The following is a 22,765-nucleotide window of genomic DNA, read 5'->3' as shown; positions in this document are numbered from 1 at the left end:
TAAAAAGAAAAAAGAAGCAGTTGTAGATCTAAAAACGTGAAAGCAGGTTTGTAGAATTTAATTTGTTATTTACCAGCCTCTTGTATACTCTTCATAACACGGGATGCAGACAAATTCTCCATTTTGAACCCTTGCTCTGGATTCAGCCATCATTTCCCCGCACTTTGAACATTTGACTGAGTTGAATATCCTTGCTTTCTGTGGGATTTCCACATCCACGAACTTAATGTCGAACATTTCCTCTACGGGAGTTTCTCTCATGGTCCTGGATATTCCGTCCATGCGCTTCCTGTATTCTTGTGTTTCTTCCTCTGTGGCTGTACCTGACATCACCCTTGGCCGTAGTTCACTGACTTCGGGATCGATATCATCAATATTGAAGCTCGCTCTCAGTGCCACTCTGACGGCTTTGCCACTGTCTCTGCAGATGAATGTGAACACCTGCTTTGCATGGTCACGGTAGATGAGATTACCTTTTCCGATTGTGCATCCGGTGAGGACCTGCACTGCATCCACTCCACATGCGTCGTTCTCCACGATTGTGACAAGTTGCTCGTCTATCTCTCTTTCACTTTTTAGTTTTTCAATTCCCGCTTTGGCTGCAATATAACCAATGGTCAGTCCGGGACAGACATGACCGTGGAACTTCGCGGCTTCTTCAAAGCCGGGTATTTTTCTGTTTTTGTCTTCTGTTGAGAATTCAGTCATAGTTATCATGGAAGTTTAAAGTTGGTAATACTTTTAATATCTTTTGTATGATTATTTGCTATTATAAATTCCAAAATGCCCATTTGTTGGATCCGGGATAAAAACAATTGGTATTCGGCTCTGTGCATATCCTGATTTGTCCTGACCCTCTGTTCAAATGTCCGGATTAGACACTAAAGATGCAGATCTGCTGGGATAATGACTGCCATTATTGCAATTGCCGGACCTATGAATACCCCTGACCATGTAAAAAGACCTGCTATACCAATCAAGAGCATCAATGATCTTTCTTTAGTTCCTATTGTGTCTTTTAATGACAGCTTCAGGAGAATGATTCCAAGTGTTGCAGAAACGATAATAAAGGCAGTTGTTAGGCCTATTGAAGGGCCCGCACTGGTTCCTTCCATTGCGACCATCATCTGATAAAGCTTCATTGCTGCACTTCCAATATAGAATAGTCCTGCTATTATGCCTGCAATTGCAAAATAAGAAAGATTCTTTTGTCTTTTGAATGCTATCACAAGTCCTGCCAGCAATGTGACAACAAGTGGTGCGAAGATCGAAAAGACGGATTGCCCTTCCCACAGGTGTATTTTTATGGTATAGGCCGGTACTGTTATCCATTCTGTCAGTTTGAATGACTCTGTATATCCGATTCCCAATGCATATTCTCCTCCGGTCGTTGTGGAATGGACTGCAACGTAATACTGGCCGGTCGCAGGCGCAGTAGTATCGATGTCCAGTAATGTGTAATGTTTTGAAGGGGTAAAGGCTTCATAAGAAGCTCTATCAGGCATTTTTCCTTCAATTGACCATGCACCGCTGTTTTCGGGAATGTCTATATATTCGGGAACATCCTCTTTTTCATCAATACCCGGACCTGTCAGGACGACACTGGGAACAAAATCTCCTCTTTGTGGTGTTAAAAGTGATAATTTGAGTCTGTCGCCTTTCTGCATCTGAAATGTATAGTATTGCACAGTGCTGTTATCCGGAAGTTGAGAATAGAATACCCATGATTTGAGCGGGTCTTCGACTTTTATTGCAGAATCGATGGAATATCCGTCGTCTGCAAACCGGGGGACATGAGCTGAAGTGACCTGGCTGGACAACAGGACTATGAATATGGCTAATAGGAAAAAGGACTTTATCCTCATCTTTTCTTACCCTGATCTAGTATTTAAAATGCATTAACCTTTGCTATAGGCGGATTCAGAGCAAATGGGTGTACCGCCAGTGTTTTCGGCAGAGTTTCAGATATAATCTGTATCTTAGTGTAATGTTTAAGTCGTTTCGGATTAAATATTAAGATGGTGATTAGAGTGGGTAAAGAGCAGAATGATAAAGAGTCTGAAGGTAAACCACAAGTAGAATCTGGTAAAAAGAAATCTCAATCCCCTATCAAAAAAAGTGAGCATGGACCACTGGATACTATCAAGGCACAAAACGGATTGGAAGATCCTGACAATGTATTCTTCGGTGATATTGAATCTGACCTGTATGTGGTTGAAACAGGTGATGCAAGACCAAGACGGATAGATCGGGTGGAGCCGCCTGAAAAGCCGAGAGAAGGAGCTTTGTATCTTGGGGAAGCACGCAAATATCTGAGAAGAAAAGGTAATGATGGGGTATAACGGTAGCATTTGCTAAGCTTTGTGCTCGAAAAAATGTGTTGTCCGGGAAGTTCAACAAGACAGCTGCAGAAATATCCTGGCAGATCTGCAGAAAGAATGAATTGCCTTTTGAGGTAAATTGAATTGATCTAAATCTAATGCTAACTTCTAATTTCGCGATTTGTTTTTGTAGTACTAAATCTGCGAAAGCTATAAATTTATGAAAATAGAACATATCAACATAATGGAAAGTTGTTATACAGGTGAATTTGGTTCAGTTAACTCTATCTTAAATAGTTTTTCTACTGATATGTTTGAATCAATTACATTTGTATTGAGACCTGTTACTGGTGGGATTGACTACTTAAGGTCTATGCGTCAATCATACTTATTCCAAAAAGGAATAAACAAGATTTCTAATCTTGATTATGAGCAGCGTGAAAAAATACTAGATGCTTTTACAGATCTTGTAGCAACTAGGACGAACGATAAGAACTTTGTTAAAGATCTGGAGAAAACGATAACTGAATTAGATGAGATAAAAGATATTTTCAAAGATTTGCACCATCAAAGAGTTAATATGAATACAAAACAGATGCATCAGATTTTAAATCTGTCTCTTCAAAAATTGAATGGAAGAATTGTTTCCATAAGGGATGTAATTAACTCTGAAATGTGGAATGTTGATCAAGATATAGATCAGTTGTTGGTTTTAAATCAAGTATTTTATCTGATACAAGAAACTACAAAAGAAGCTTTAAAAATTCCGGTTAGCAAAACGAGTGATTCACAAGTTTTGAATAAATTGGTTTTTTCTTTAATCTATGTTGAAGCTTTTCATCGGGGCAAAGTTACATTTGATGATTTTCAGGTTTTCCATTCATTCTTAAGTTTAAGCAATTATATTGATAGCCAAAATGTAAAAGATAACGATGCAGTTTTCGAAGTTTTAGCACTGTAAAAATGAATTTTTCAATCGATTCCAATATAATTATTGGTCTTGCTAATCCCAAAGACCGCTTGCATAAAAAATGTTTGATACTTTTTAAAGATAGGAGACATGATGAACTTTTTTTGTGTTCAACTGCTTTAAAAGAATCTGAAAATAACTTCAAGAACAAAATTAATCAAACAATTGTAAAACTTTTAAAGGAAATCTTGCCAATTTTCAATAACACTAAAATGACTAAATTTGAGTATCAGGATAAGCTGGTACAAGCCTTCAAGAAAGTAAAATCTTCAAATCCTGGAATCTCAAATTTTCTAGACCTGGTATATGATGAAGTTGTTGATTTTTTACAAGAAAATAATCGTGATGCTCTTCCTACTTTTTTAGCAGAACTTGGAGAAAGGTATTCACAATCTTTATTCAAAAGATTAGATCAGCACATATCTGAAGAGATTTCTATATTAGGCCTTGATCATGAACACTTGTCAGGCATAAAAGAAAAAACAACCAGTGTATATTTCAAAGATACGAATGATGAGAAAATATATCGTGAACTAATGACTAACCTTCCAAAATTAGAACCTGTTGATTTTTATACCGCAGACAGAGAGTTCGCAAAAAAGATAAATCAATCGTACATGGATTGTTTAAAATATTTTGGATATGAAGATGGTTCTTTTTCTTGTATTTTACTTTAGTTAATCTTTATTTTTGATAATGTTCTATTGACTTTTTACAAGATCCTAAATACGGAGTTACACTTCTAGGGCCCGGGCTTCAGCCCGGGCCCCTATGCTCCTTATACCGAAGGATTGTTCGACGTATGGGATGTACCTATTTCAAAGAAAACAAAATTCTTATAAGTAAGAGTGTTTACAATACTTCATATGACCAAAATTATCAATGTTAATGATTTTGTAAATCGCTTTTTTGAAACTGCAGAAAAACTCGGTTATGATGTCGAGGTATGCAAACGTGGAGAAGCACGAGGAAAAAAACAAATAGATTTTGGCAACAAAAAATTGCATGAATTACATCTTAGAAAATTGTATCCAATGCTTATTGAAAATGGAATTGATTTTTCATATGATGCTTTTAATGATATTGTACCTGGAAGGCCTTGTGCTGTAAAGGGATTCAGAGAAATCAGTGCAACAATTGTATGTTAAATCCATTTTTTAGAATATTTGGAACAATTGTACTCATCGATTATTTTTAGGATCGATTTTTCCATTGGTGGCAATTTGTAATCTTTTATATACCTTGTACTTTCTTGCTATACTGGCGTCCCATAGTGGAAAAAAATCAGGGGCTAACAAATGGAGTTTTTTTGCTGTCGATACCGCACTTTTCACACCATCCAAACCTTGAAGTGCATCATTGAATTCATTAAATATTGTTTTAATATTCTCATCATCTTCGTTTCATAAGGAATTGATTGTTCTTCCTTTTAGTTCACTAAGGTAATCCATGTTTTTGATTATGCAATCTTCTACTCTCTTAAGGTCTAAGCCTTTGTGAATTCTATAAAACTGTTGATTCCATGATAACAACAAAACTCCGATTGCATCTGCCATATCTACTGGTTTTTCCCAGTAGTTCTGTATGTGCAATAATGCAACTTTATACATGACATCTCTTGTTTCATATGTTTCAAATTCTTTACATGCCTTTATAATATCTGCTTCAGTAGGCATTTCTATGCTTGGTGGTAGTGACATAACCAAAAGAAGTATTTTTACTTGTAAAAAACATTTAGTTTTTGCTTAGTAGTTTAATAGATTATTAATTCCGGAACACATGACAAATACTCTTTCCTCACCAGTTCGGGGTCAATCTCCAAATAATGATTCGCCCAGGTCTTTTTTTCAGTGAATCCCCACGAAGCCATTTAATGTATATCTCCTCCATGCCTGCTCTTTGCATGTATGTTATAAAATGATTCTTTGAAAAATAGGTTCGAAATTTTCTAATGGCACTCTTTTAAATCGGCATGACTTCTAAAACATGAGTAAAAACAATCTGCTGCCTTAAGTCTACTTTTGACATGCAGTCATCAAAAATATGCAAGTTGCATTAATAATTCAACTTTAAACCCAAATCGAAAAACAATATATATCCTGAAATAACGTTTTTAATGAACGCCATTAAAGAAAATTAGAAGAATGGTGCTCCGATGGGGATTCGAACCCCAGTCGCAGGAGTGAGAGTCCTACATGATTGGCCGTGCTACACTATCGGAGCAATTGGTTTTGGCTTAACAGCATCTTGAAAGTAACTTAATGCATATTAAACTTTCGTTCAAAAAATATGGGTATATTTGCTCATGCAAACATACCGTGTGGTGTACTTGTATCTTCCTCTGTGACAACCTTCTCGTAGGCTTCCATGAGGTCTTTCATTGTTATCTTGTCGCCGCGTCTTCTGAGGACAAACATTCCGGCTTCCTTTGTGACAACCTTGAGGTCGGCACCGCTCAGGCCGTCTGTCAGCCTTGCGAGTTTGTCAAAGTCGACATCGGAGTCAAGATTCATCTTGCGGGTGTGTATCTTGAGGATCTCTGCGCGACCCTTCTCATCGGGTATCGGCACCTCTATTACACGGTCAAAACGTCCAGGGCGGAGCAATGCCGGATCAAGCAGGTCTATCCTGTTGGTTGCGGCAATGATCTTAACATCCCTTGTTGCGTCAAAACCGTCCATCTCCGCAAGTAACTGGAGCATTGTCCTGTTGACTTCCGCGGAACCTGTGGTACCGTCGTGGGTACGCATACCTCCCACGGCATCGATCTCGTCGATGAACAGAATCGAGGGAGCCTTGTCCCTTGCCATCTGGAACACGTCCTTCACAAGGCGCGCACCTTCACCCACGAACTTCTGGATCAGGTCGGAACCGGACATACGCACAAAAGTTGCCTGCGCGCGGGACGCAACAGCCTTTGCGATAAGTGTTTTTCCGGTACCTGGGGCACCGTGGAGCAGTACTCCTGTCGGTGGCTCAATACCTATGTTCTCGAAGAGTTCCGGCTCTGTAAGCGGTAACTCTACGGATTCGATAACTTCTGTGAGGACATCGTCAAGTCCTCCTATCATATCATAGTCTATTCCGGGTGAATTGATAAGTTCCATTACCTGAGCGCGCACATCGGCTGCCCTGCTGATAATGGATATTATAGAGAATGCAGCATTCACACAGACCCTCATTCCGGGCTGGATCTCTCCCTGGAAATTCGCAGGTATCTTTGTGACAACCTCCTGGTTGTTACCATGCTGTCTTATGACTGCCATGTCATCTTCCACTTCCATCACACTGGCAATGAAAAGTGGTGGCCTTGTAAGTTGTTCTATCTGTTTTTTGAGTTTGTTTGCTTCTTCCAGATAGCTGTTGGCCAGCATACTTGATTCAAGTAGCTTTGCCCGCATGTTCTCATTATTCACTTTCAGGACTTCTATCTCCTTGAGAAGTGAATCAACATCCTTGTTTTCAGAATCTTCTGACTCTATATTTGTCCCCATATTCGGGTTTTCAGTGTCAACCGGCGACTCAGCACTACTGTTTGACATAGGGGCATACTATGGTATCATCAGATATAAATCAACTGCAAGCATATTTAGGGCAGCCTTTCTTTTTTCTGGGATCTTTTCACAGTTCGTACGTATTTTTCGCTTTCACAAAAAACAGCCTGTTTTCCTGTATTAGAGTGTTTTTTGACAAATAATATGTTTTAACACGTTTATTCGGACAATTGTGACTTTAATGCAGTATTCACATGCCATGGCGAGAGTTCAATCCCTTTATCAGAGCAAAAAAGAAAGGTATATCTACCATGAATTGCAGTTACTAATTTGTAGGAAGGGTAGTATAGCTGTCTTAATACTTTAAAATGATAAAATAAGGGCTAATAGGGCTTTATTCTATCTAAAAACAAATGCCTACTAATATCAAACGGAATATTTATATATTATTACTTTCATTCAAGTAATTGCAGGTCACACGGAAACATTGTGTTCCGGATGTGATCACGTATCAACGGATCAAGATAAAACGAGCAACCATTATCTGAGGGGATAAATGGTATGTGAATCCACACATCTGAGGGGATGAATGGATGCGCACAAGAGGCAAAAAGGATGAAGGTTCGGCTTGAGATCATCGCAGAAGATGGTGCAGAAAGCACGAGTGTAGAATTTGGCGGGAAACACTGGAAACGGTGTATACTCGCTTTCATAGACTCGCTAGAGGACGAGAACCAAATAGATTCCGAACCTTCGTCCATTCACTCATCTAATACTGGTCCTGTTCCAACAGCTCAACAGCCAGTGCCAAACCAGGCACCAGTTCAGCAGCCACAGGGACAGATGCCCATGCAACAGCAGGTACCACCACAGTTCTACCAGCAGTTGCAGGGACAACAACCAGTTTACCAACCAAATAATTATTATCTACCTCCTATGGCGGCACCTTATTATTACAACGGACAGCCGGTTCAGCAAAACTCCTCTATTGCCCAACCACCACCACTCCACAAGCAACAAGCTCAACCGGCCGTGCCCGATATGAATGCTGCCAGGGAGCAGGATGTGCACAGGAATCAGGTCCGTGCACGTCCGTCCTCTTTAAGGGACAGGATCAATGATTCTTCACTTACTATTAATGAGAGGCTTGAACTTTTCTTAAAGTACGAATATCCAAGAGTCTGGTTCTCTTCACAGGATGTCCAGCAGCAGTACGAAAGGATATACGGTCCAATAAAACAGAGTACCGTGTCCACGTATCTTTCAAGGATGTTCAGGAAGAAGCTGCTGGAGCGCCGTGGAAACAGGACTCAGCGTGAGTACAGGTATGTCGGTGACGAAGTGGAAACATCATATCCCGAAACCGGTGTAAATGTTCCGCCACAGTTCCATCACAGGGTATAAATCCCGCAAATCCTTTTTCTTATACTATGAGCTCTTCTCAAAAAGCCATACAGGCTGGCATTCTATTGATCTTTCTGGGATTTGTGCTTGTGTTTTTAGGTACGATCCTGTCAGCAGGGGATTCGGGAGGCAACTTCGGAGGAGTGCTGCTCATCGGGCCTATCCCTATAGCTTTTGGCTCGTCACCTGAGATCACATCTACCATGTTGTGGGCAGGTGTGATAATAGCACTAATTTACCTGTTCACAAGGAGGATGTTTTAGTGTCATCACTACTCATTTACGCTGGCTTGTTATTGATTATGCTGGGTTTTCTTTTACTAATATCCGGTAGCCTGGGATCGATGTTCAAAAACAGTGGTGAACAGGAAAATCAGGAGGCTGATGTGAAGGGAGGCGGGATTATTATGATAGGTCCTATCCCGATAGTGTTTGGCTCTGATAAAAGCAGTGTGCAGACTCTGCTGATACTGGCGATAGTCCTTATGGTGATGTACTTTATTGTATTCAGATGAGTTTTTGTGGTTAAGCTGTGATCCTGTTAAGTTGTTTTTAGTTATTCACAAATCTGTAATGCGCATGAGTAGCCACTGTGAATATGTTTATAGGCTTTCAGTTCAATATCACTACTGATGCGTCCGTTCAAACTTGTATCCGACTATGAGCCAAGAGGTGATCAGCCAAAGGCCATAGCACAGCTCTCAGAGGGATATCTGGATAATAAAAAACATCAGACATTGCTGGGTGTAACAGGTTCAGGTAAGACCTTCACAGTTGCAAATGTGATCCAGAATATACAGAAACCAACACTTGTGATCGCACATAACAAGACCCTTGCAGCACAGCTTTTCTCCGAGTTCCGGGATTTCTTTCCGGATAATGCGGTGGAGTATTTTGTAAGTTACTATGATTATTATCAGCCCGAGGCTTACCTTCCCACCACGGATACCTATATCGAAAAGGATTCCTCTATCAATGAAGAGATAGACAGGCTGCGTCTTTCTGCTACGAGGTCCCTGCTTGAGCGCAAAGATGTGATTGTTGTATCCAGTGTATCCTGCATCTATAACCTGGGTTCGCCTGAGGAGTGGCGTAAGATGTCGGTTATCCTGACTGTGGGCGAGGAAATAGAAAAAAGAAAGCTCTTCGAGGACCTCATCAACATTCAGTATGAACGCAACGATATAGAGTTCAGTCAGGGAAAGTTTCGTTCAAGGGGCGATACCATCGAGGTCTATCCAGCCCAGGAGTTGCAGGGAGTAAGGATAGAGTTGTTCGGTGATGAAATTGACAGGATTGCATATTTTGAACCAGTTTCCGGAAAAATCATTCATGAACTTGCTCCTGGCGAGAGCACCATGATATATCCTGCAAAGCATTTCGTTATGCCGGAAGAGTATATCGAAGGGGCGCTCAGGTCGATAGAGGCCGAGCTTGGGGACCAGCTGGATAATCTGAAATCGCAGAACAAACTCCTTGAGGCTCAGAGACTTGAGCAGCGTACACGATTCGATATAGAGATGATCAGAGAACTCGGTTACTGCAGTGGCATCGAGAATTATTCACGACATTTCGACGGACGCAAACCGGGAGAACCACCATCTTCCCTGCTGAACTTCTTCCCGGAAGACTATCTTGTTGTTATAGATGAATCCCATGTGACAATACCACAGATACGGGGTATGCATAATGGTGACCATGCAAGGAAGGATTCGCTCATATCCTATGGTTTCCGCCTGCCTTCAGCATACGATAACCGTCCTCTGCGCTACGACGAGTTTGAAAGGCAGCTGAACAATGTACTCTATGTGTCGGCCACACCTGCGGAACACGAACTGAAGAAGAGTAAGGCTGTCGTGGAGCAGATCATCCGTCCCACAGGTCTTGTTGATCCGGAGGTGACCGTGAGACCCATTGAGAATCAGGTAGATGACCTGATAGGTGAGGTCAGGAAGGTTACTGCTGAAGGTTTCCGCACACTTGTGACAACCCTTACAAAGAAGATGGCTGAGGACCTGACGGACTATCTTGTGGAACTTGGCATCAGGGTACGCTATATGCACTCTGACATAGACACGCTTGAGCGTGCGGAGATCGTCAGGGATCTGCGAAAGGGTGAGTTCGATGTACTTGTGGGAATCAACCTGCTGAGGGAAGGTCTGGACATACCTGAAGTTGCCTTTGTTGCGATACTTGATGCTGATAAGGAGGGTTTCCTGCGTTCGGAACGCTCATTGATCCAGACCATCGGACGTGCTTCCAGGAATTCCGAGGGTCGTGTGATTCTTTACGCGGACAATATGACAGGTTCAATGGAGCGTGCCATACAGGAGACCAACAGGCGTCGTGAACTCCAGATGGAGTTCAACCGTGAGCATAACATTACTCCCATGACCATCCAGAAGGCATTGCAGAAGGAGCTTGTAGAGCCAAAGGAGTATGAGGAAGTCTCAGAGGTCATGGCGATAGCAGAGGACCTTTCCAGTACGGAACTTTCGGATATGGTGATCGACCTTGAGGCAGAAATGCACCTTGCGGCCAAGAATCTGGAATTCGAGAGGGCTGCTGAGCTCAGGGACCGGATAAAAGAACTGCGAGAGAACTATGCGGTGTGATCTTCATCTTATTTGCCTGCCCTGCTGCGCCTTCTGAGTGTTTTCATTGTTCCGGCACCGGACTCTGCATCCCTGATGCCTTTTCCGGTGTGGTGAAGGAAAACATCGTCAAGGGTTGGCTTGTGCAGGCTCACTGACCGGATATCCAGGTCAAGCTGTGATGTGATCTTTAATACTTCGGGTATAGTGCGCTCACCGTCCGCGGTTGTTATCTTAACAATGTTGTCAGATGCGGATACGCTGCCGGACGATGGGTTTGCTTTGTAGTGTTCGGTTAACTTTCCGGCGCCTTCTGTTGTTGCAAGCTCGAGTGTGAGTATATCCCCGCCGAGCGCAGATTTTAATTCCTGCGGAGTTCCCCTGGCGATAATCTTTCCATGGTCGATAATGGCCAGACGTTTGCAGAGCCTGTCGGCCTCTTCCATGTAATGGGTCGTGAGTATGATGGTGATGCTCTTTTCCCGGTTGAGATCTTTTATGTAGTCCCAGATATGGTTCCTTGTCTGGGGATCGAGTCCGAGCGTGGGCTCGTCCATGAAAAGGACGTTGGGATGGTGCATCAGTCCCCTGGCGATCTCAAGCCTGCGCATCATTCCGCCGGAGTATTTCTGTACTATCTCGTCTTCCCATTGCGAGAGCTCCACCAGTTCCAGCACTTCACTGATTCTCTGGTGGCGCAGTTTCTTTGGCAATCCGTACAGCCGTCCGTGAAGGTCCAGATTCTCCCTTCCGGTGAGTTTCTGGTCAAGGGTGGTATCCTGGAAAACAACGCCAATGGACTTGCGTACCTTTGTGGAATCAGACCTGATGTCATAACCCCAGACCGAGGCATTTCCCGAGCTGGGTCGTATCATGGTGGAGAGCATGCCGATAAGTGTGGACTTACCCGCACCGTTGGGACCGAGAAGTCCGAATAACTCTCCCTTCTCAACAGTGATATCTACATTGTCAACAGCAGTCAGCCCGTCATATTTCTTTGTTATCTTTTCCGTGTGGATTGCAGCGTCGGCCAAATTTACCCTCTGTACTTGTTCGTAAGCTTTGATACGTCCGATACAAAATATAGTTATTTGCCTTACCGGCACCGGGCGAAAACGTTATATCCGAAAAAACGCTTGTATGAGTTACAATCTTGCGCTGATGGTCTAGTGGCTATGACTGAGGCCTTCCAAGCCTTAAACCCGGGTTCGAATCCCGGTCGGCGCATCTATTCTTTTCTTATTCTGTGAATTATTAACTGATTAGTAACTGTTTTTTGAATTTTTAATTATATTTGTTATATACACACACCTTGTAGCTGAACTTTGAAGCTATCGTGTTTCTTGATCAGGATTCCTTTTTTACAAGGCGTTGACATGTTGGCGTGAATTGCCTTTGAGACTAATTTGACAATTCCTGTTTCTTTATTTAGGGAAAATATGATGAGAAGGATATTATTACCAATTATAAGTAGTTATAAGCTATAAATATCAGTAATAATTACATATAACTACTCTTAATACATTATATATTTCAAGACTCAGGAGAATCAGAACATGAGCCAGACAACAACTATACCAACCACCAAGGCGGTGAGGGACAGGCTGAAAAGCTATGGTCAAAAGGGGGAAACCTATAGCGATATTCTTGAGCGTCTGATGGATATGGCCGATAAAGACGAATTTATGGACCGTATGTACAGGCGTCTGGAAGAGAAGGATCAATTTGTCTCACTGGATGAAATCTGAAAGTGAGCAACATGAAATATCAGGTAAGTATACATCCCCATGTAAGGAAACTCCTGACTGCTCTGGATCTTGAAACAAAGAACAGGCTCGTAGAAGGGCTTCGGAAATTAGAGTATGATCCCTTTGCTAACGATATTAAAAAGCTGAAGGGAACCAGAGGCCGACAGGATCTTTATAGATTACGCATAGGTGATTACCGGGCAATTTTTGCAATTGAGGATGACATGATTTACGTACTTGAAATAATTACTCGTGGACATGGATATAAGTGGCTGTGATTCTATCATTTTTATCTGCTGGGAACTAACAGCGGACACTATATTGTGATGCTTCCGGAATATTATCAAAGGTGTTTATTTCCTGTGTGGCTTCATCATCATCCATCACCACACATAACTACAACTCAACTTGAAGTTTAAACAATTTTTTAATATGTGCAGCACATTCTATCAATTGCAGTAACTGCCACACAATTGGCGGTAAACAGATCACCGTAAAGGAAGAATGTGAAAATGTCACAGGAAAATAAAAACGATAAAACCTATTTAGCCATAATTGCACTATCAATTGTACTGGTGGTGATGTCGCTGACGATATACGCCATCGCGCAGGGTGGCTCAGAACAGAATTCGGCAGACACTATCACCATGAACGGGTATGCCGAACAGAAGGTCGTACCTGACACCGCCAGTTTAAGTATTGGTGTTGTGATCGAATCCGAAACAGCAAAGGAAGCAACCGACAAGAATGCAGCCATCATGAGCGCTGTCATGGAAGAGCTCAAGTCCATAGGTCTGGAGGACAGGGAGATACGGACATCATCTGTTTCCGTCTATCCGGTCTACAACTATGAAGGGGAAAGGAGGATCACAGGCTACTCCGCATCCAACAGCGTGCAGGTCACAACCACAGACCTTGACAGCCTGAGTGAGATAATCGACAGGTCAACGGCTGCAGGTGCCAATCAGATCGGAAGCATTTCCTTCTCAGCATCCGATGACATGCAGGAAGAGCTTCGTGAAGATCTCATGAACGAAGCCATAGCCGATGCCTCATCAAAGGCCGGTGAACTTGCCGACAGCCTGGGTGTTGAGATCACAGGCGTGCAGACAGCATCCGTAAACGAGGGTGGTAACTCTCCGGTCTACTATGCGGCTGACAGAGAAGCAGTACCAATGGAAGACGGGGCAGCTTCCACACCAATCGAGCCGGGAGAGTCCACAGTCTCAATGTCAGTACAGGTTACATACTACATCGGATAACAGGCCGGGACATAATAGATTTAAAACAGAAAATTCAGGGGTTGCAGGATGAGAGGTACATGACTGCAACCCCATCTTATTTTTTAAACGTTTCCTGCCAGAAAGAACCTTAAACATTAAATTACTAATTAATCATAAGTGAGCAACTGGGAATTAATAGTACCCTATTTAGAGCATTTATCCTATGCCGGGATATTTATCACCCTTGCCTTCCTGGGGTCTTTCATACCACTACCTGAAGAAGTTCTTCTTCTGGTCGTAGGGTACATTGCCAGTCTGGGTTATGGAGAGATCTGGCTCGTTATTGCTGTCAGCCTGATCGCCGGTATTTTTGGTGATCTGTTATTATACTTTCTCAGCAGGCGTGGCAATAGATTGCTCTCACATTTCGACCGCATTAATGATAAAAAAAAGATTGCCCGCTATGAAACTTTAATGCAGGACCACGGTGGTAAAACCATTTTTTCACTGCGCTTGATCGTTGGTCTTCGTATTTTTGGTCCAATCGTTGCAGGATCTACAAATGTTCCCTGGCAAAAATTTGCGTTTTATGACCTGCTGGCCCTGGCTGTCTATTTCCCTACTTTGATATTAGTCGGTTACCATTTTCACAATAGTCTTCAGGAGATGATATCCGATGTCGGTATTCTCAGTCACCTTATATTCTTTGCTGTAGTGGGCCTGGTCGGGATTACCATAAGTGTCTATTCTAGGAGACTTTTCCACAACAGGTAGCTGTGCTTTGTTTTCAGAATCCCGGAATTGTTTTTGAAGCTCTCGACTATTGCCCGCTCTTCATGTGTACTACATAGGACAATTGGTGTACCATTATTTTCTGGTATGCAATAAAAAAGCAAAATATATTCATTATTCAATTATTATTTCGAGCACAGCTGAAATTTTAATGGTATTGAAACATTCTTCGTCAAAAAAAGATAGTAACATTGATCAGATTATAATCCGTTCTGGTTATATGTGAAAACAACTAATTAGTGGTTGCAGGCATTGGGAAGCTTGCAAACTCTGTGGAGTGGAGTTAAAGGGAGATATTGGGGAATATCTCAGACACGAAGGAAAGAGATGCTTTTAATGGGTAATCAGGCAGCTTTCCTTCTTTCTCAACCGGAAGTGGGTTGAGGAGTGGGGGTTTAAGAGATGTGGGGACATCTCGGATCAACAAGGAAAGAGGCACCTTAAAGCGTGGTGGTTTATCAGGTGCCTCATCCTACCTTTTCTTTTGTCCAAAAAGGAGTTTTTCTTATAAAACATTCTCGTATATCAATAATTTTTCAGAGCAATATTATTTTCATGAAAGTCCTGTAACCGGCTTTGCATCCTGCATATAGTGATAAAATCATAATAAACAGTAAAAATAAGAACGTTTAATGCCTTTTTTTGACTGCTATTTTCTTCTTTAGATTGCTGAACGCAATAAGTTTGCGTTTCTTGCTCTTATCTCTGGGTTTACTGCTGAACTCCGATTCAAGCATCCTGCATATTGCTGCGGGTCCGTCAAGTTCCTCAGCCAGCTTCTTCATTCGCATGGCTTTGTCTTTGTACTTTTTATTTCCCAGAACTTCCTTGATGCCTTCCAGTATCTCTTCAGGTGGTGTTGAGTATCCGAGTTTCCTGCCAAGTCCGTCCTCATCAAGGGCGGATGAGTTGTTCTGCTGCTCGGTGTGGTTCATATCCGGGAAGGATATCATGGGTACTCCGAAACTGAAAGCCTCCATCATGGTGCTGTGCCCTCCCGGAGCGATGACAATGTCTGATGATCTCAGATAGGGAAACTGGTCGTCAATGAATTCAAGTACTTTCACATTGGAGGGCAGTGATTCGAATATATTCGGATTCACATTCGGTCCTGAAAGCAGTGTGTAATTGATCTCCTCATCCATCTCGGCAGCCTGGATAACTTTTCTGAAAATAGGCTCACGATAGCCAAAACCACCAAGTGTGGAAAGGATATGGGGTTTTTTGAGTTCCAGCTCCTTTACCTCTTCAAACTTTTTGCCTATGAGTGGTCCGCTGTAGAACACCTTTTCCAGTATTTCTTCTTTAAAATCTAGATTTTTCCGGCAGATGGTATGTGGCATTGGAAAATCGGGGATGATGATCCCGTCTATCATCCTGAATACACCGCTGTAGAACTTTTTCACAAATTCTCCTACTATTCTGCTTGATATGCCCTTTTGCATGAAGAACTGCTCCATGCTTGACTGGTTGATGATAAGATAGGTGGGAATGCTTCTGGCTTTTGAGCCCATGACACCGATGTAATAGCTGTCCGAAATCACAACGTCGGGGCGTATTCTTTTGAGAAGCCTTGAGATCCTGATTATGCTGAGGAATTGTCCTCTTTTAAAAGTGGCGAGTATGGACCTCTTGAGGTTCAGCTTGCCTGCTTTTCCTACAAGTGTGACCTCCGAGGGTATATTGTGGACCGCATATCCTTTGCGCTTTATCAGCTCTGCCGAATATCCGTAGGCTCCGAAATGAACCTCATGTCCGGTGGATTCCATCTCTCTTGCCAGGGAAATACACCTGCTCGTGTGTCCGAGTCCCTCTCCGCAGACAAATATCATAACTTTCATTGATAACACCTTTTTTCCGTATTGCAGGATACTTCACGGGAACGATAATGATCTTTCTTTATTATTAAATTGTTTGAAACGTCTGTATTCATCCGGTATTAAGCCGGGTACTCAAATCAGCGGTATTTTCAATACCATCAAATTATTATAAAAACCGATAGTCTATAACATGCTTCAATTTACCCTACAAATAAAATTGTGAAGGTTACGGATGAATCAGTTCACAAAACTATTGACGATAACCCTGGGAATAAGCTTTATTTCGGTTTTCCTTATCTTTGTATTTGTCTGGGACCGGCAGACTCTGGATCTGATTCTTGGCATGCGAATGGAATTTATCTTTGGTGCTCTGCTGCTTCATTTACTATCTTTCGTCGTATGGGGACTGCGCACCACCTCCATGTCAAAGGCCATAGGATATAATGTAAAGTTCCTTGATGCCATAGAGATAGTTACCTCAAGTGTCTTTCTTGCATCCATAACCCCTTCCTCGGCAGGCGGGGAGCCGTTGAGGGTTCACCTTCTCAGCAAAAGGTACATGCCTGTGGGAAAAGCCACTGCTGTGGTGGTGACCGAACGCCTGCTGGATGCAATTGTGATACTGATCGCCTCTCCTATAGCGGTATATTTCCTGCGTGGCAGGATAAACGATCCCAGACTTGATATTCTGCTGCTTGCAGGTGTGGGGATCATGTTTGCTGTAATTTTCCTGCTGGGCTATTCGGTAAAAAGACCGGGTAAGCTGGCAAACTTCATTCATATTTCGGCAGGTGCCTTCTCCAGATTTACCGGAAAAAGAGCTTTCATAAGGAATCTGCCTCACAGGATCGAAAAGGAGATCGGACACTTCAGCCAGTGCAGTCATGATTTCATAAATGAAGGGCGCAGGGGTCTATTCTTTGGAATGCTTTTTACGATCATATTCTGGGTACTGGAATTCTCCCTCATTCCCGCACTTTTGCTGGGTCTGGGCTCGGAGCCCTTTTTCCTGTATGCTTTTGCAACTCAGGTATTATTGTTCATTCTGCTCATAGTTCCCGCAACTCCCGGTTCAAGCGGTATTGCGGAATTCGGTGCCACAACCCTGTTCTCCACGTTCGTACCTGCCTATATGCTCGGCGTACTCGTGATCATCTGGAGGGCCTTTACTTTCTACATAAATCTGCTCATAGGTGGTCTTGTAAGTTTCAAGATACTTCATGACAGCGATCTCATGGGAGAGATACTGAATAAAAAGCCGGACTGAATATTAAAACAGATTCCCATCTGGAGTGGTCTGTGGCAGTGCATTGAACATTTTGCCTATCCTTGAGACCTGCGGCTGCTTGGACAGCATATAGAGAAATACCGGCAGCCCGGATCTGGATACCAGTTGCATGATGTTCATCGTGGTATTGTTGAACGTGTGATGGTTGCTGAGGCCGTATTTGTCGAAAAGGTTCACCAGCCTGTCTATTCTTCCAACCCCTGTGGTAAAGCCCATCTCTTCACGTATCTGTTTTTCCATACTGAATACAAGTTCTATCCATGCACTGGTTTCCCTGGTCAGGTGCTTCCATATCGGCTCATCCACTACCATCAAGTAGCGGCCTTTGCATATGTTTGTGAAATAATCATGGAAATCATCTCCCTGCGCGATGGTATAGACTTTTCCGATACTGCCTGTATGGCTGTCTGTTGTGACTGCCATTCCTTTTCCATACCGGCGGGCCAGGTCCATTGAAAAGAGATTCTTTTGCCTGAGGTCCTGCATGTTGTATTCTATCACCGGGAAATGTCTGGCAAGTTCGAAAATTGCGTCGATGTTAGGCTTGTCGCCCATCTGGAACCAGAAAGGATGGTTGTACATGTAAGGAAGCCCGTTATCCCTGAAATATTCGATAACACTGTAGATATTACCTTCCTTTTCCGCCAGACTGTTAAACTCCCTGTATTGTTGCCTGTCAAATCCGAAAACATTGATATGAACGGTGTGGCCAACATTATTGGTATCTTTAATGGATAGCTCAACACCGGTTGTAAGGTCATCTCTTTTCCATCCCAGCAGGTCATATGCTTTGACAGTATCATGGTCTGTGAATGTTACAAAATCGAGATCCCTTTTCTTCGCTTTTGTAAGCAGATTCTCAGGATGCATGGATCTAGAAGGTGGTACGTCATAGGAGCAACAGCTGTGTACGTGCAGATCTGCCCTGCTCCATCCATTCTCTAAATATTCGGCCGCACCGTCAGAAGAAATGATCTTCTGCTCATCGATATCTGATCTCCGGAACAAACTTATCACGTACCTGGTTGTTTTTAGTAAGATGAACTTTATATGGATATATAAAAAAAGTACCGAATAAATACTTTTTCTATATAAAATATAGCTAACACTGAGATATATAAATAATAAAGAGAAATATATTATCTAGTATTTGTATGTGTTAATCTGCGGGTACGAATGCATGATTATCAAAAACAACTGGCGGTAATTTCAATGAATGTTCTTCTTTTTACCTGTGGTGAAGGTCTTGGCCATACCGGCAGGAGTATTGCCCTGGGAAGGGAACTCCTGTCTGCAGGTCACACTGTGCATTTCGGAGCCTACGGCTACTCAAAGGAACTGATGGAAAAATCTGGATATACTGTTCGTGAGATTCCGCAGGAGCTAAAACTTGTGGGAAGGGAGGGTTCCCTGAATCTGGAAGCTTCCATTAAGCACACTGCCAGGAGTATATCTCCGGAAAATATTCTCTCGGTGCTGAGGCTTGTAAAAGACACGGATCCCGATGTAGTCGTATCCGACGGTTACTATCTTGGTGTACTTGCTGCCGGATTCAGGAAAATAAGTACCTATATGATCGTTAACCAGTCCAACATGGAGGAATTCTTCCGCGATAAAAGTCCCATGGTGGGATTGCTGGGGGGACTTGTCAGAAGTTTCTATCATTTTATCTACCACAGGATCGATGGCATCATAATCCCTGATTTTCCCGAGCCTTATACCGTGTGCTCCCGCAACCTCGCATTCCCGGAAGATGTGCAACATAAGCTAAACTTCAGTGGTCCTCTGGTCAGGAAAAGATCCAGTGAGGTGGAAACGCCTGATCTGAAAAAACCACATGTTCTGTGCACCATCGGAGGTTTTGGCTACAGGAGAGAAATATTCGATAAGATCCTGGATGCTGCACGGATGGACTCCAAAATAAACTATACGCTAATAGCGGGTCCGAGTCTTGATATCAATGTACTGGAGAATGTCCCGGAAAATTCCAGAATCTACAGTTTTATAGCAGACCCATTTCCCTTTTATAAGGCAAGCTATCTTGTGATATCCGCAGGAGGACACGGTACACTCATGGAAACACTGAGCTTTGGACTGCCGCTTTTCTCTTTCCCGGACCGGGGTCACAACGAACAGGAGAACAATGCCACAACGGTAGAGGAGAGGGGTTATGGAAGAAGACTTGATTATTCCGTTTCCGGTGAGGAGCTACTCTCAATGATCAGAGAAGTGGTCTTTGAAGGAAAGTTCCGGGAAAATACCATCAGACTGAGGGAGCAGGCCGAATCTTTCTACGGACCTGCATCTGTCAGAAAATTACTGGAAGATATATCTAGTAAAAATGCTAAAGACCGAGCTTAGCATATTATTTTTTCTGTAGCCTGTATCTTCCTGAGATATTCAATGAGTTCTGCATGGTCCCTTAACACAACATCGGCATGTTTAAGGTCGTTTTTGTCCACGTAGGTCGGCAGACCAATACAGAAAAGGCCTGCAGCCTTTGCAGCTTGAACTCCGAGTGGTGCATTTTCTACAACAATACAGTTTTCCCTGCAGACTCCCAGCTCATCAACAGCTTTATTATAAGGATCTGGCTGTGGTTTTCCGTGGCTGACATCATTGCCACTGACCATTACGTCGAAAATATCCGGAAAGAATTTTCCTGTCATCGTTTCAAGGGCATTTTTGTCAGAACCCGACACCACTGCAAGTTTAAGCTTATCTTTGAGTTCCCTCAGGTATTCGCTAATACCATCGAAGGATCTGACTTCATCGACATTAAATAATTCATGTTTGCGTACCGGAACCGATCTGAATATATCATTGTCGGAGGTAATTCCTGCATTCTTTAGTACCATTTCGATAATACCTCTGTCATTTGCACCCTCCATCCAGTAGATATCCTTCTCGTTAATTCCTATCCCTGCCTCTTCAAAGGCTATTTTCCAGGCTTTTGCATGCAGATGCATGGAATCTACCAGCACGCCATCGCAGTCAAAGATCAGAGCTTCGATCATGCTTATTGAAATGAAAGTCCTATATATAAAACTTATTAAAATATAATTAATACCAGGACTATATATTATAGCATTTTTTTAAATAGTATATTTTTGTCTAAAAACCTTTAAGTTTCAGGAGTAATCTATCTTTATGGAGAAAGAGGGAGTTATTTTCGCTATATTGAGTGTTGCGATCGTTCTGGTCGTAATATGGTTTATCATGGGGGTGATGATGTCGATGAGCGCGGAAAAAATAAAATATTCTCTATTGGATGAACTGGATGAAGGTGTTGAGATAAGGCAGTACGAAAACCTTATACTGATCTCTACAACTGCGGATGATACGAATTCCGCTTTTTCGACACTTGCGCGGTACATATCCGGAAATAACAGGGCTAATACAAAAATTGAGATGACCGCACCTGTGATCTCACACAGGGAGACAGGCGGAGTGAATATGTCCTTCATTCTTCCGCATGAATATGATTTAAGTAACGCTCCGGAACCCGGGGAAAATAACGTCAAAATTACAGAACTCACCACCCGGAAACTTGCAACCATTGCCTTTTCGGGTTATGTAAGTGATTCAAGTTACGAGAAACACAGGATGCAGCTTGAGAAGGTACTCAAAAGCAATGGTATTGTTACAAAAGGAGAATACTTTCTGATGAGATACAATCCTCCCTGGATACCTCCCACGATGATGCGAAATGACATTGCAGTGGAGGTGGAGTAATGCCGAAGTTCAGAAGGTCACTTTTTATTTTCAGGAGGGACCTGCGTATTGAGGACAACACCGGCCTGAGGGAAGCTATGGAATCCTCGGATGAAGTTTTACCATGCTTTATATTTGATCCAAGGCTTGCCGACCCCGAAAGGGAGTATTTTAATGCAAATGCATTTCAGTTTCTGGTCGAATCTCTGGAAGACCTCAGTCAGGATTTTGAATCAAAAAGCGGGCGATTATATCTTTTTTCAGGACTTCCTGAGGATATTATCGGCGTACTTGACGATAAGATCGGCATAGATGCTGTTTTTCTTAACCGGGATTATACGCCTTTTAGCAGGAAGAGGGATGAATCGATCAAGCAAAAATGCGAAAATTCCAATATTATGCTGCTGGAGTATCATGATGCTCTTCTCACTGAGCCCGGTACTGTTCTAACGCAAAAGGGTAAACCTTATTCTGTTTTTTCTCAGTTCTATCGAACTGCTTCTGAAAGAAAGGTCCCTGTTCCTTCAACGATCCAGGATTCGGACTTCTTTACCAACGATATTAATCTCGATCAACCTGATGACCCACGTAAATTATTACCTTCATACAATGAGCAACTATTTGCCACCGGTGGAAGGGAAAACGCCCTGAAGATCCTGGAAGATGTTTCGCAATTCGAGAATTACGATGAACTGAGGGATTATCCCTCGATCAGCGGAACCACAGGACTTTCCGCACACAACAAACTGGGAACGATTTCCATAAGGGAGTTTTACCATTCCCTGAAGGAAGAACTGGGAGCAGGTCACACTCTGGTCAGGGAACTTTACTGGCGTGACTTTTTCACTCACATAGCATATCACTATCCGCATGTGTTCAAATCTGCTTTCAGGGAGAAGTTCGAGAAGATATCCTGGGACTACGACCAGCCTGGTTTTGGAGCATGGTGCTCGGGCAACACCGGCTTTCCGATCGTGGATGCGGGCATGAGGGAGCTCAATGAAACGGGCTATATGCACAATCGGGTAAGGATGATCACCGCATCGTTTCTGGTAAAGGACCTGCATCTTGACTGGCGCTGGGGTGAGAGATACTTTGCCAGCAAGCTTGTGGATTACGATCCGTGTGTGAATAACGGTAACTGGCAATGGGCAGCTTCCACTGGGGCGGACTCACAGCCCTTTTTCCGGATATTCAATCCATGGCTGCAACAGAGAAAATACGATCCCGAATGTAAATATATCAAAAAATGGGTTCAGGAACTTTCAGAATTCAAGCCTAAGGCCATTCACGCACTTGAGAAGGCTGAACTGCCTGAGGATGCGGCATATCGTAGGCCCATGGTGGATCACAGTGTTGAGAGGGCAAGGTCCCTTGTAGTATTCCGCTCAGTCTGAT

The 22,765-nt window shown here is 42.8% G+C and carries 24 protein-coding genes and 2 tRNA genes; 17 read left to right on the top strand and 9 right to left on the bottom strand.

The genetic code is table 11. The features are described 5' to 3' along the window. Positions 1–69 precede the first annotated feature (69 nt). On the bottom strand, positions 70–717 hold the full coding sequence (locus HWN40_RS10400; RefSeq protein WP_176965665.1) for an FmdE family protein: 648 nt from the start codon (positions 715–717) through the stop codon (positions 70–72). 164 nt (positions 718–881) lie between these two features. Beyond that, the gene (locus HWN40_RS10395; RefSeq protein ID WP_176965664.1) at positions 882–1,865 is read right to left on the bottom strand and encodes a hypothetical protein; all 984 of its coding nucleotides are present in this window, start codon (positions 1,863–1,865) and stop codon (positions 882–884) included. A 153-nt stretch (positions 1,866–2,018) separates the two neighbouring features. Between HWN40_RS10395 and HWN40_RS10390 the strand changes: the two genes are divergently transcribed. The 4 genes from HWN40_RS10390 (at position 2,019) to HWN40_RS10375 (ending at position 4,439) form a co-directional block, all read left to right on the top strand. Beyond that, a complete protein-coding gene (locus tag HWN40_RS10390; protein WP_176965663.1) occupies positions 2,019–2,342 on the top strand; it encodes a hypothetical protein in 324 nt (107 codons plus the stop codon). 199 nt (positions 2,343–2,541) lie between these two features. Continuing rightward, a complete protein-coding gene (locus HWN40_RS10385) occupies positions 2,542–3,282 on the top strand; it encodes a hypothetical protein (protein ID WP_176965662.1) in 741 nt (246 codons plus the stop codon). A gap of 2 nt (positions 3,283–3,284) precedes the next feature. Further along, the gene (locus HWN40_RS10380) at positions 3,285–3,968 is read left to right on the top strand and encodes a hypothetical protein (protein ID WP_176965661.1); all 684 of its coding nucleotides are present in this window, start codon (positions 3,285–3,287) and stop codon (positions 3,966–3,968) included. Positions 3,969–4,157: 189 nt separating this feature from the next. Next, positions 4,158–4,439: a hypothetical protein gene (locus HWN40_RS10375; protein WP_176965660.1), complete on the top strand. Its 282-nt coding sequence runs from the start codon at positions 4,158–4,160 to the stop codon at positions 4,437–4,439. A gap of 255 nt (positions 4,440–4,694) precedes the next feature. Here HWN40_RS10375 and HWN40_RS10370 read toward each other — a convergent pair whose 3' ends face one another. The 3 genes from HWN40_RS10370 to HWN40_RS10360 form a co-directional block, all read right to left on the bottom strand. Further along, positions 4,695–4,991 carry a hypothetical protein gene (locus HWN40_RS10370; protein ID WP_176965659.1) on the bottom strand — a complete coding sequence of 99 codons (297 nt, stop codon included), beginning with the start codon at positions 4,989–4,991 and terminating at the stop codon, positions 4,695–4,697. A gap of 445 nt (positions 4,992–5,436) precedes the next feature. Beyond that, positions 5,437–5,514: transfer RNA gene (locus tag HWN40_RS10365), tRNA-Glu, on the bottom strand. An 80-nt stretch (positions 5,515–5,594) separates the two neighbouring features. Next, the gene (locus tag HWN40_RS10360) at positions 5,595–6,833 is read right to left on the bottom strand and encodes a proteasome-activating nucleotidase (RefSeq protein WP_176965658.1); all 1,239 of its coding nucleotides are present in this window, start codon (positions 6,831–6,833) and stop codon (positions 5,595–5,597) included. Between the two features lie 537 nt (positions 6,834–7,370). On the opposite strand from HWN40_RS10360, the gene HWN40_RS10355 reads away from it, so the two are divergent. The 4 genes from HWN40_RS10355 (at position 7,371) to uvrB (ending at position 10,803) form a co-directional block, all read left to right on the top strand. Beyond that, entirely contained in the window at positions 7,371–8,189 is an 819-nt protein-coding gene (locus tag HWN40_RS10355; RefSeq protein ID WP_176965657.1) for a hypothetical protein, read from the top strand. Between the two features lie 26 nt (positions 8,190–8,215). Further along, positions 8,216–8,452 carry a TIGR00304 family membrane protein gene (locus HWN40_RS10350; RefSeq protein WP_176965656.1) on the top strand — a complete coding sequence of 79 codons (237 nt, stop codon included), beginning with the start codon at positions 8,216–8,218 and terminating at the stop codon, positions 8,450–8,452. Further along, entirely contained in the window at positions 8,398–8,703 is a 306-nt protein-coding gene (locus tag HWN40_RS10345) for a TIGR00304 family membrane protein (RefSeq protein WP_343044083.1), read from the top strand. The genes HWN40_RS10350 and HWN40_RS10345 overlap by 55 nt, the downstream gene beginning before the upstream one ends. A 117-nt stretch (positions 8,704–8,820) precedes the next feature. Then, positions 8,821–10,803, top strand: a complete 1,983-nt coding sequence (gene uvrB, locus HWN40_RS10340) for an excinuclease ABC subunit UvrB (protein ID WP_281361328.1) — start codon at positions 8,821–8,823, stop codon at positions 10,801–10,803. 8 nt (positions 10,804–10,811) lie between these two features. Here uvrB and HWN40_RS10335 read toward each other — a convergent pair whose 3' ends face one another. Beyond that, on the bottom strand, positions 10,812–11,816 hold the full coding sequence (locus HWN40_RS10335) for an ATP-binding cassette domain-containing protein (RefSeq protein WP_176965655.1): 1,005 nt from the start codon (positions 11,814–11,816) through the stop codon (positions 10,812–10,814). 121 nt (positions 11,817–11,937) lie between these two features. Between HWN40_RS10335 and HWN40_RS10330 the strand changes: the two genes are divergently transcribed. From HWN40_RS10330 to HWN40_RS10310, 5 genes are all read left to right on the top strand, one after another. Further along, a tRNA-Gly gene (locus HWN40_RS10330) sits at positions 11,938–12,009 on the top strand. A gap of 329 nt (positions 12,010–12,338) precedes the next feature. Then, entirely contained in the window at positions 12,339–12,530 is a 192-nt protein-coding gene (locus HWN40_RS10325; protein ID WP_176965654.1) for a DUF7557 family protein, read from the top strand. A gap of 11 nt (positions 12,531–12,541) precedes the next feature. Beyond that, positions 12,542–12,808 (top strand): type II toxin-antitoxin system RelE family toxin, encoded by a 267-nt coding sequence (locus HWN40_RS10320; protein ID WP_176965653.1) that lies wholly within the window; start codon positions 12,542–12,544, stop codon positions 12,806–12,808. Positions 12,809–13,042: 234 nt separating this feature from the next. Continuing rightward, the gene (locus tag HWN40_RS10315) at positions 13,043–13,792 is read left to right on the top strand and encodes an SIMPL domain-containing protein (protein ID WP_176965652.1); all 750 of its coding nucleotides are present in this window, start codon (positions 13,043–13,045) and stop codon (positions 13,790–13,792) included. Between the two features lie 138 nt (positions 13,793–13,930). Further along, complete coding sequence (locus HWN40_RS10310; protein WP_176965651.1) at positions 13,931–14,527, top strand: DedA family protein; 597 nt, start codon at positions 13,931–13,933, stop codon at positions 14,525–14,527. Between the two features lie 647 nt (positions 14,528–15,174). Here the strand turns inward: HWN40_RS10310 and HWN40_RS10305 are convergent. Next, complete coding sequence (locus tag HWN40_RS10305) at positions 15,175–16,386, bottom strand: UDP-N-acetylglucosamine--N-acetylmuramyl-(pentapeptide) pyrophosphoryl-undecaprenol N-acetylglucosamine transferase (protein ID WP_176965650.1); 1,212 nt, start codon at positions 16,384–16,386, stop codon at positions 15,175–15,177. 211 nt (positions 16,387–16,597) lie between these two features. Between HWN40_RS10305 and HWN40_RS10300 the strand changes: the two genes are divergently transcribed. Beyond that, positions 16,598–17,632, top strand: coding sequence for a lysylphosphatidylglycerol synthase transmembrane domain-containing protein (locus HWN40_RS10300; RefSeq protein ID WP_176965649.1), 1,035 nt, complete (start codon positions 16,598–16,600; stop codon positions 17,630–17,632). Positions 17,633–17,635: 3 nt separating this feature from the next. On the opposite strand, the gene HWN40_RS10295 is transcribed toward HWN40_RS10300, so the two are convergent. Continuing rightward, the gene (locus HWN40_RS10295; RefSeq protein WP_176965648.1) at positions 17,636–18,661 is read right to left on the bottom strand and encodes a PHP domain-containing protein; all 1,026 of its coding nucleotides are present in this window, start codon (positions 18,659–18,661) and stop codon (positions 17,636–17,638) included. A 204-nt stretch (positions 18,662–18,865) separates the two neighbouring features. Here HWN40_RS10295 and HWN40_RS10290 point away from each other — a divergent pair, with 204 nt between their 5' ends. Further along, positions 18,866–20,014 (top strand): UDP-N-acetylglucosamine--N-acetylmuramyl-(pentapeptide) pyrophosphoryl-undecaprenol N-acetylglucosamine transferase, encoded by a 1,149-nt coding sequence (locus tag HWN40_RS10290; RefSeq protein ID WP_176965647.1) that lies wholly within the window; start codon positions 18,866–18,868, stop codon positions 20,012–20,014. On the opposite strand, the gene HWN40_RS10285 is transcribed toward HWN40_RS10290, so the two are convergent. Continuing rightward, the gene (locus tag HWN40_RS10285) at positions 20,011–20,670 is read right to left on the bottom strand and encodes an HAD family hydrolase (protein ID WP_176965646.1); all 660 of its coding nucleotides are present in this window, start codon (positions 20,668–20,670) and stop codon (positions 20,011–20,013) included. The two genes, HWN40_RS10290 and HWN40_RS10285, sit on opposite strands and share 4 nt — an antisense overlap. A gap of 133 nt (positions 20,671–20,803) precedes the next feature. Between HWN40_RS10285 and HWN40_RS10280 the strand changes: the two genes are divergently transcribed. Together HWN40_RS10280 and HWN40_RS10275 are read left to right on the top strand one after the other, a co-directional pair. Further along, positions 20,804–21,388 carry an SOUL family heme-binding protein gene (locus HWN40_RS10280; protein WP_176965645.1) on the top strand — a complete coding sequence of 195 codons (585 nt, stop codon included), beginning with the start codon at positions 20,804–20,806 and terminating at the stop codon, positions 21,386–21,388. After that, on the top strand, positions 21,388–22,764 hold the full coding sequence (locus HWN40_RS10275; RefSeq protein WP_176965644.1) for a cryptochrome/photolyase family protein: 1,377 nt from the start codon (positions 21,388–21,390) through the stop codon (positions 22,762–22,764). The genes HWN40_RS10280 and HWN40_RS10275 overlap by 1 nt, the downstream gene beginning before the upstream one ends. Position 22,765: the final 1 nt, after the last annotated feature.

The organism is Methanolobus zinderi (assembly GCF_013388255.1).
Taxonomy (GTDB): Archaea; Halobacteriota; Methanosarcinia; order Methanosarcinales; family Methanosarcinaceae; genus Methanolobus; species Methanolobus zinderi.
Note: the sequence above shows the minus strand (reverse complement) of the source record. Positions and strands in the feature narration are given on the sequence as shown.

What these genes read in the sequence shown, in the direction of transcription:
- HWN40_RS10400 (WP_176965665.1), bottom strand. Translation starts at nt 717, where the DNA reads ATGATAACTATGACTGAATTCTCAACAGAAGACAAAAACAGAAAAATA.
- HWN40_RS10385 (WP_176965662.1), top strand. Translation starts at nt 2,542, where the DNA reads ATGAAAATAGAACATATCAACATAATGGAAAGTTGTTATACAGGTGAA.
- HWN40_RS10320 (WP_176965653.1), top strand. Translation starts at nt 12,542, where the DNA reads ATGAAATATCAGGTAAGTATACATCCCCATGTAAGGAAACTCCTGACT.
- HWN40_RS10390 (WP_176965663.1), top strand. Translation starts at nt 2,019, where the DNA reads ATGGTGATTAGAGTGGGTAAAGAGCAGAATGATAAAGAGTCTGAAGGT.
- HWN40_RS10285 (WP_176965646.1), bottom strand. Translation starts at nt 20,670, where the DNA reads ATGATCGAAGCTCTGATCTTTGACTGCGATGGCGTGCTGGTAGATTCC.
- HWN40_RS10300 (WP_176965649.1), top strand. Translation starts at nt 16,598, where the DNA reads ATGAATCAGTTCACAAAACTATTGACGATAACCCTGGGAATAAGCTTT.
- uvrB (WP_281361328.1), top strand. Translation starts at nt 8,821, where the DNA reads ATGCGTCCGTTCAAACTTGTATCCGACTATGAGCCAAGAGGTGATCAG.
- HWN40_RS10395 (WP_176965664.1), bottom strand. Translation starts at nt 1,865, where the DNA reads ATGAGGATAAAGTCCTTTTTCCTATTAGCCATATTCATAGTCCTGTTG.
- HWN40_RS10370 (WP_176965659.1), bottom strand. Translation starts at nt 4,991, where the DNA reads ATGTCACTACCACCAAGCATAGAAATGCCTACTGAAGCAGATATTATA.
- HWN40_RS10380 (WP_176965661.1), top strand. Translation starts at nt 3,285, where the DNA reads ATGAATTTTTCAATCGATTCCAATATAATTATTGGTCTTGCTAATCCC.
- HWN40_RS10350 (WP_176965656.1), top strand. Translation starts at nt 8,216, where the DNA reads ATGAGCTCTTCTCAAAAAGCCATACAGGCTGGCATTCTATTGATCTTT.
- HWN40_RS10290 (WP_176965647.1), top strand. Translation starts at nt 18,866, where the DNA reads ATGAATGTTCTTCTTTTTACCTGTGGTGAAGGTCTTGGCCATACCGGC.
- HWN40_RS10275 (WP_176965644.1), top strand. Translation starts at nt 21,388, where the DNA reads ATGCCGAAGTTCAGAAGGTCACTTTTTATTTTCAGGAGGGACCTGCGT.
- HWN40_RS10355 (WP_176965657.1), top strand. Translation starts at nt 7,371, where the DNA reads ATGAATGGATGCGCACAAGAGGCAAAAAGGATGAAGGTTCGGCTTGAG.
- HWN40_RS10325 (WP_176965654.1), top strand. Translation starts at nt 12,339, where the DNA reads ATGAGCCAGACAACAACTATACCAACCACCAAGGCGGTGAGGGACAGG.
- HWN40_RS10375 (WP_176965660.1), top strand. Translation starts at nt 4,158, where the DNA reads ATGACCAAAATTATCAATGTTAATGATTTTGTAAATCGCTTTTTTGAA.
- HWN40_RS10280 (WP_176965645.1), top strand. Translation starts at nt 20,804, where the DNA reads ATGGAGAAAGAGGGAGTTATTTTCGCTATATTGAGTGTTGCGATCGTT.
- HWN40_RS10305 (WP_176965650.1), bottom strand. Translation starts at nt 16,386, where the DNA reads ATGAAAGTTATGATATTTGTCTGCGGAGAGGGACTCGGACACACGAGC.
- HWN40_RS10315 (WP_176965652.1), top strand. Translation starts at nt 13,043, where the DNA reads ATGTCACAGGAAAATAAAAACGATAAAACCTATTTAGCCATAATTGCA.
- HWN40_RS10360 (WP_176965658.1), bottom strand. Translation starts at nt 6,833, where the DNA reads ATGTCAAACAGTAGTGCTGAGTCGCCGGTTGACACTGAAAACCCGAAT.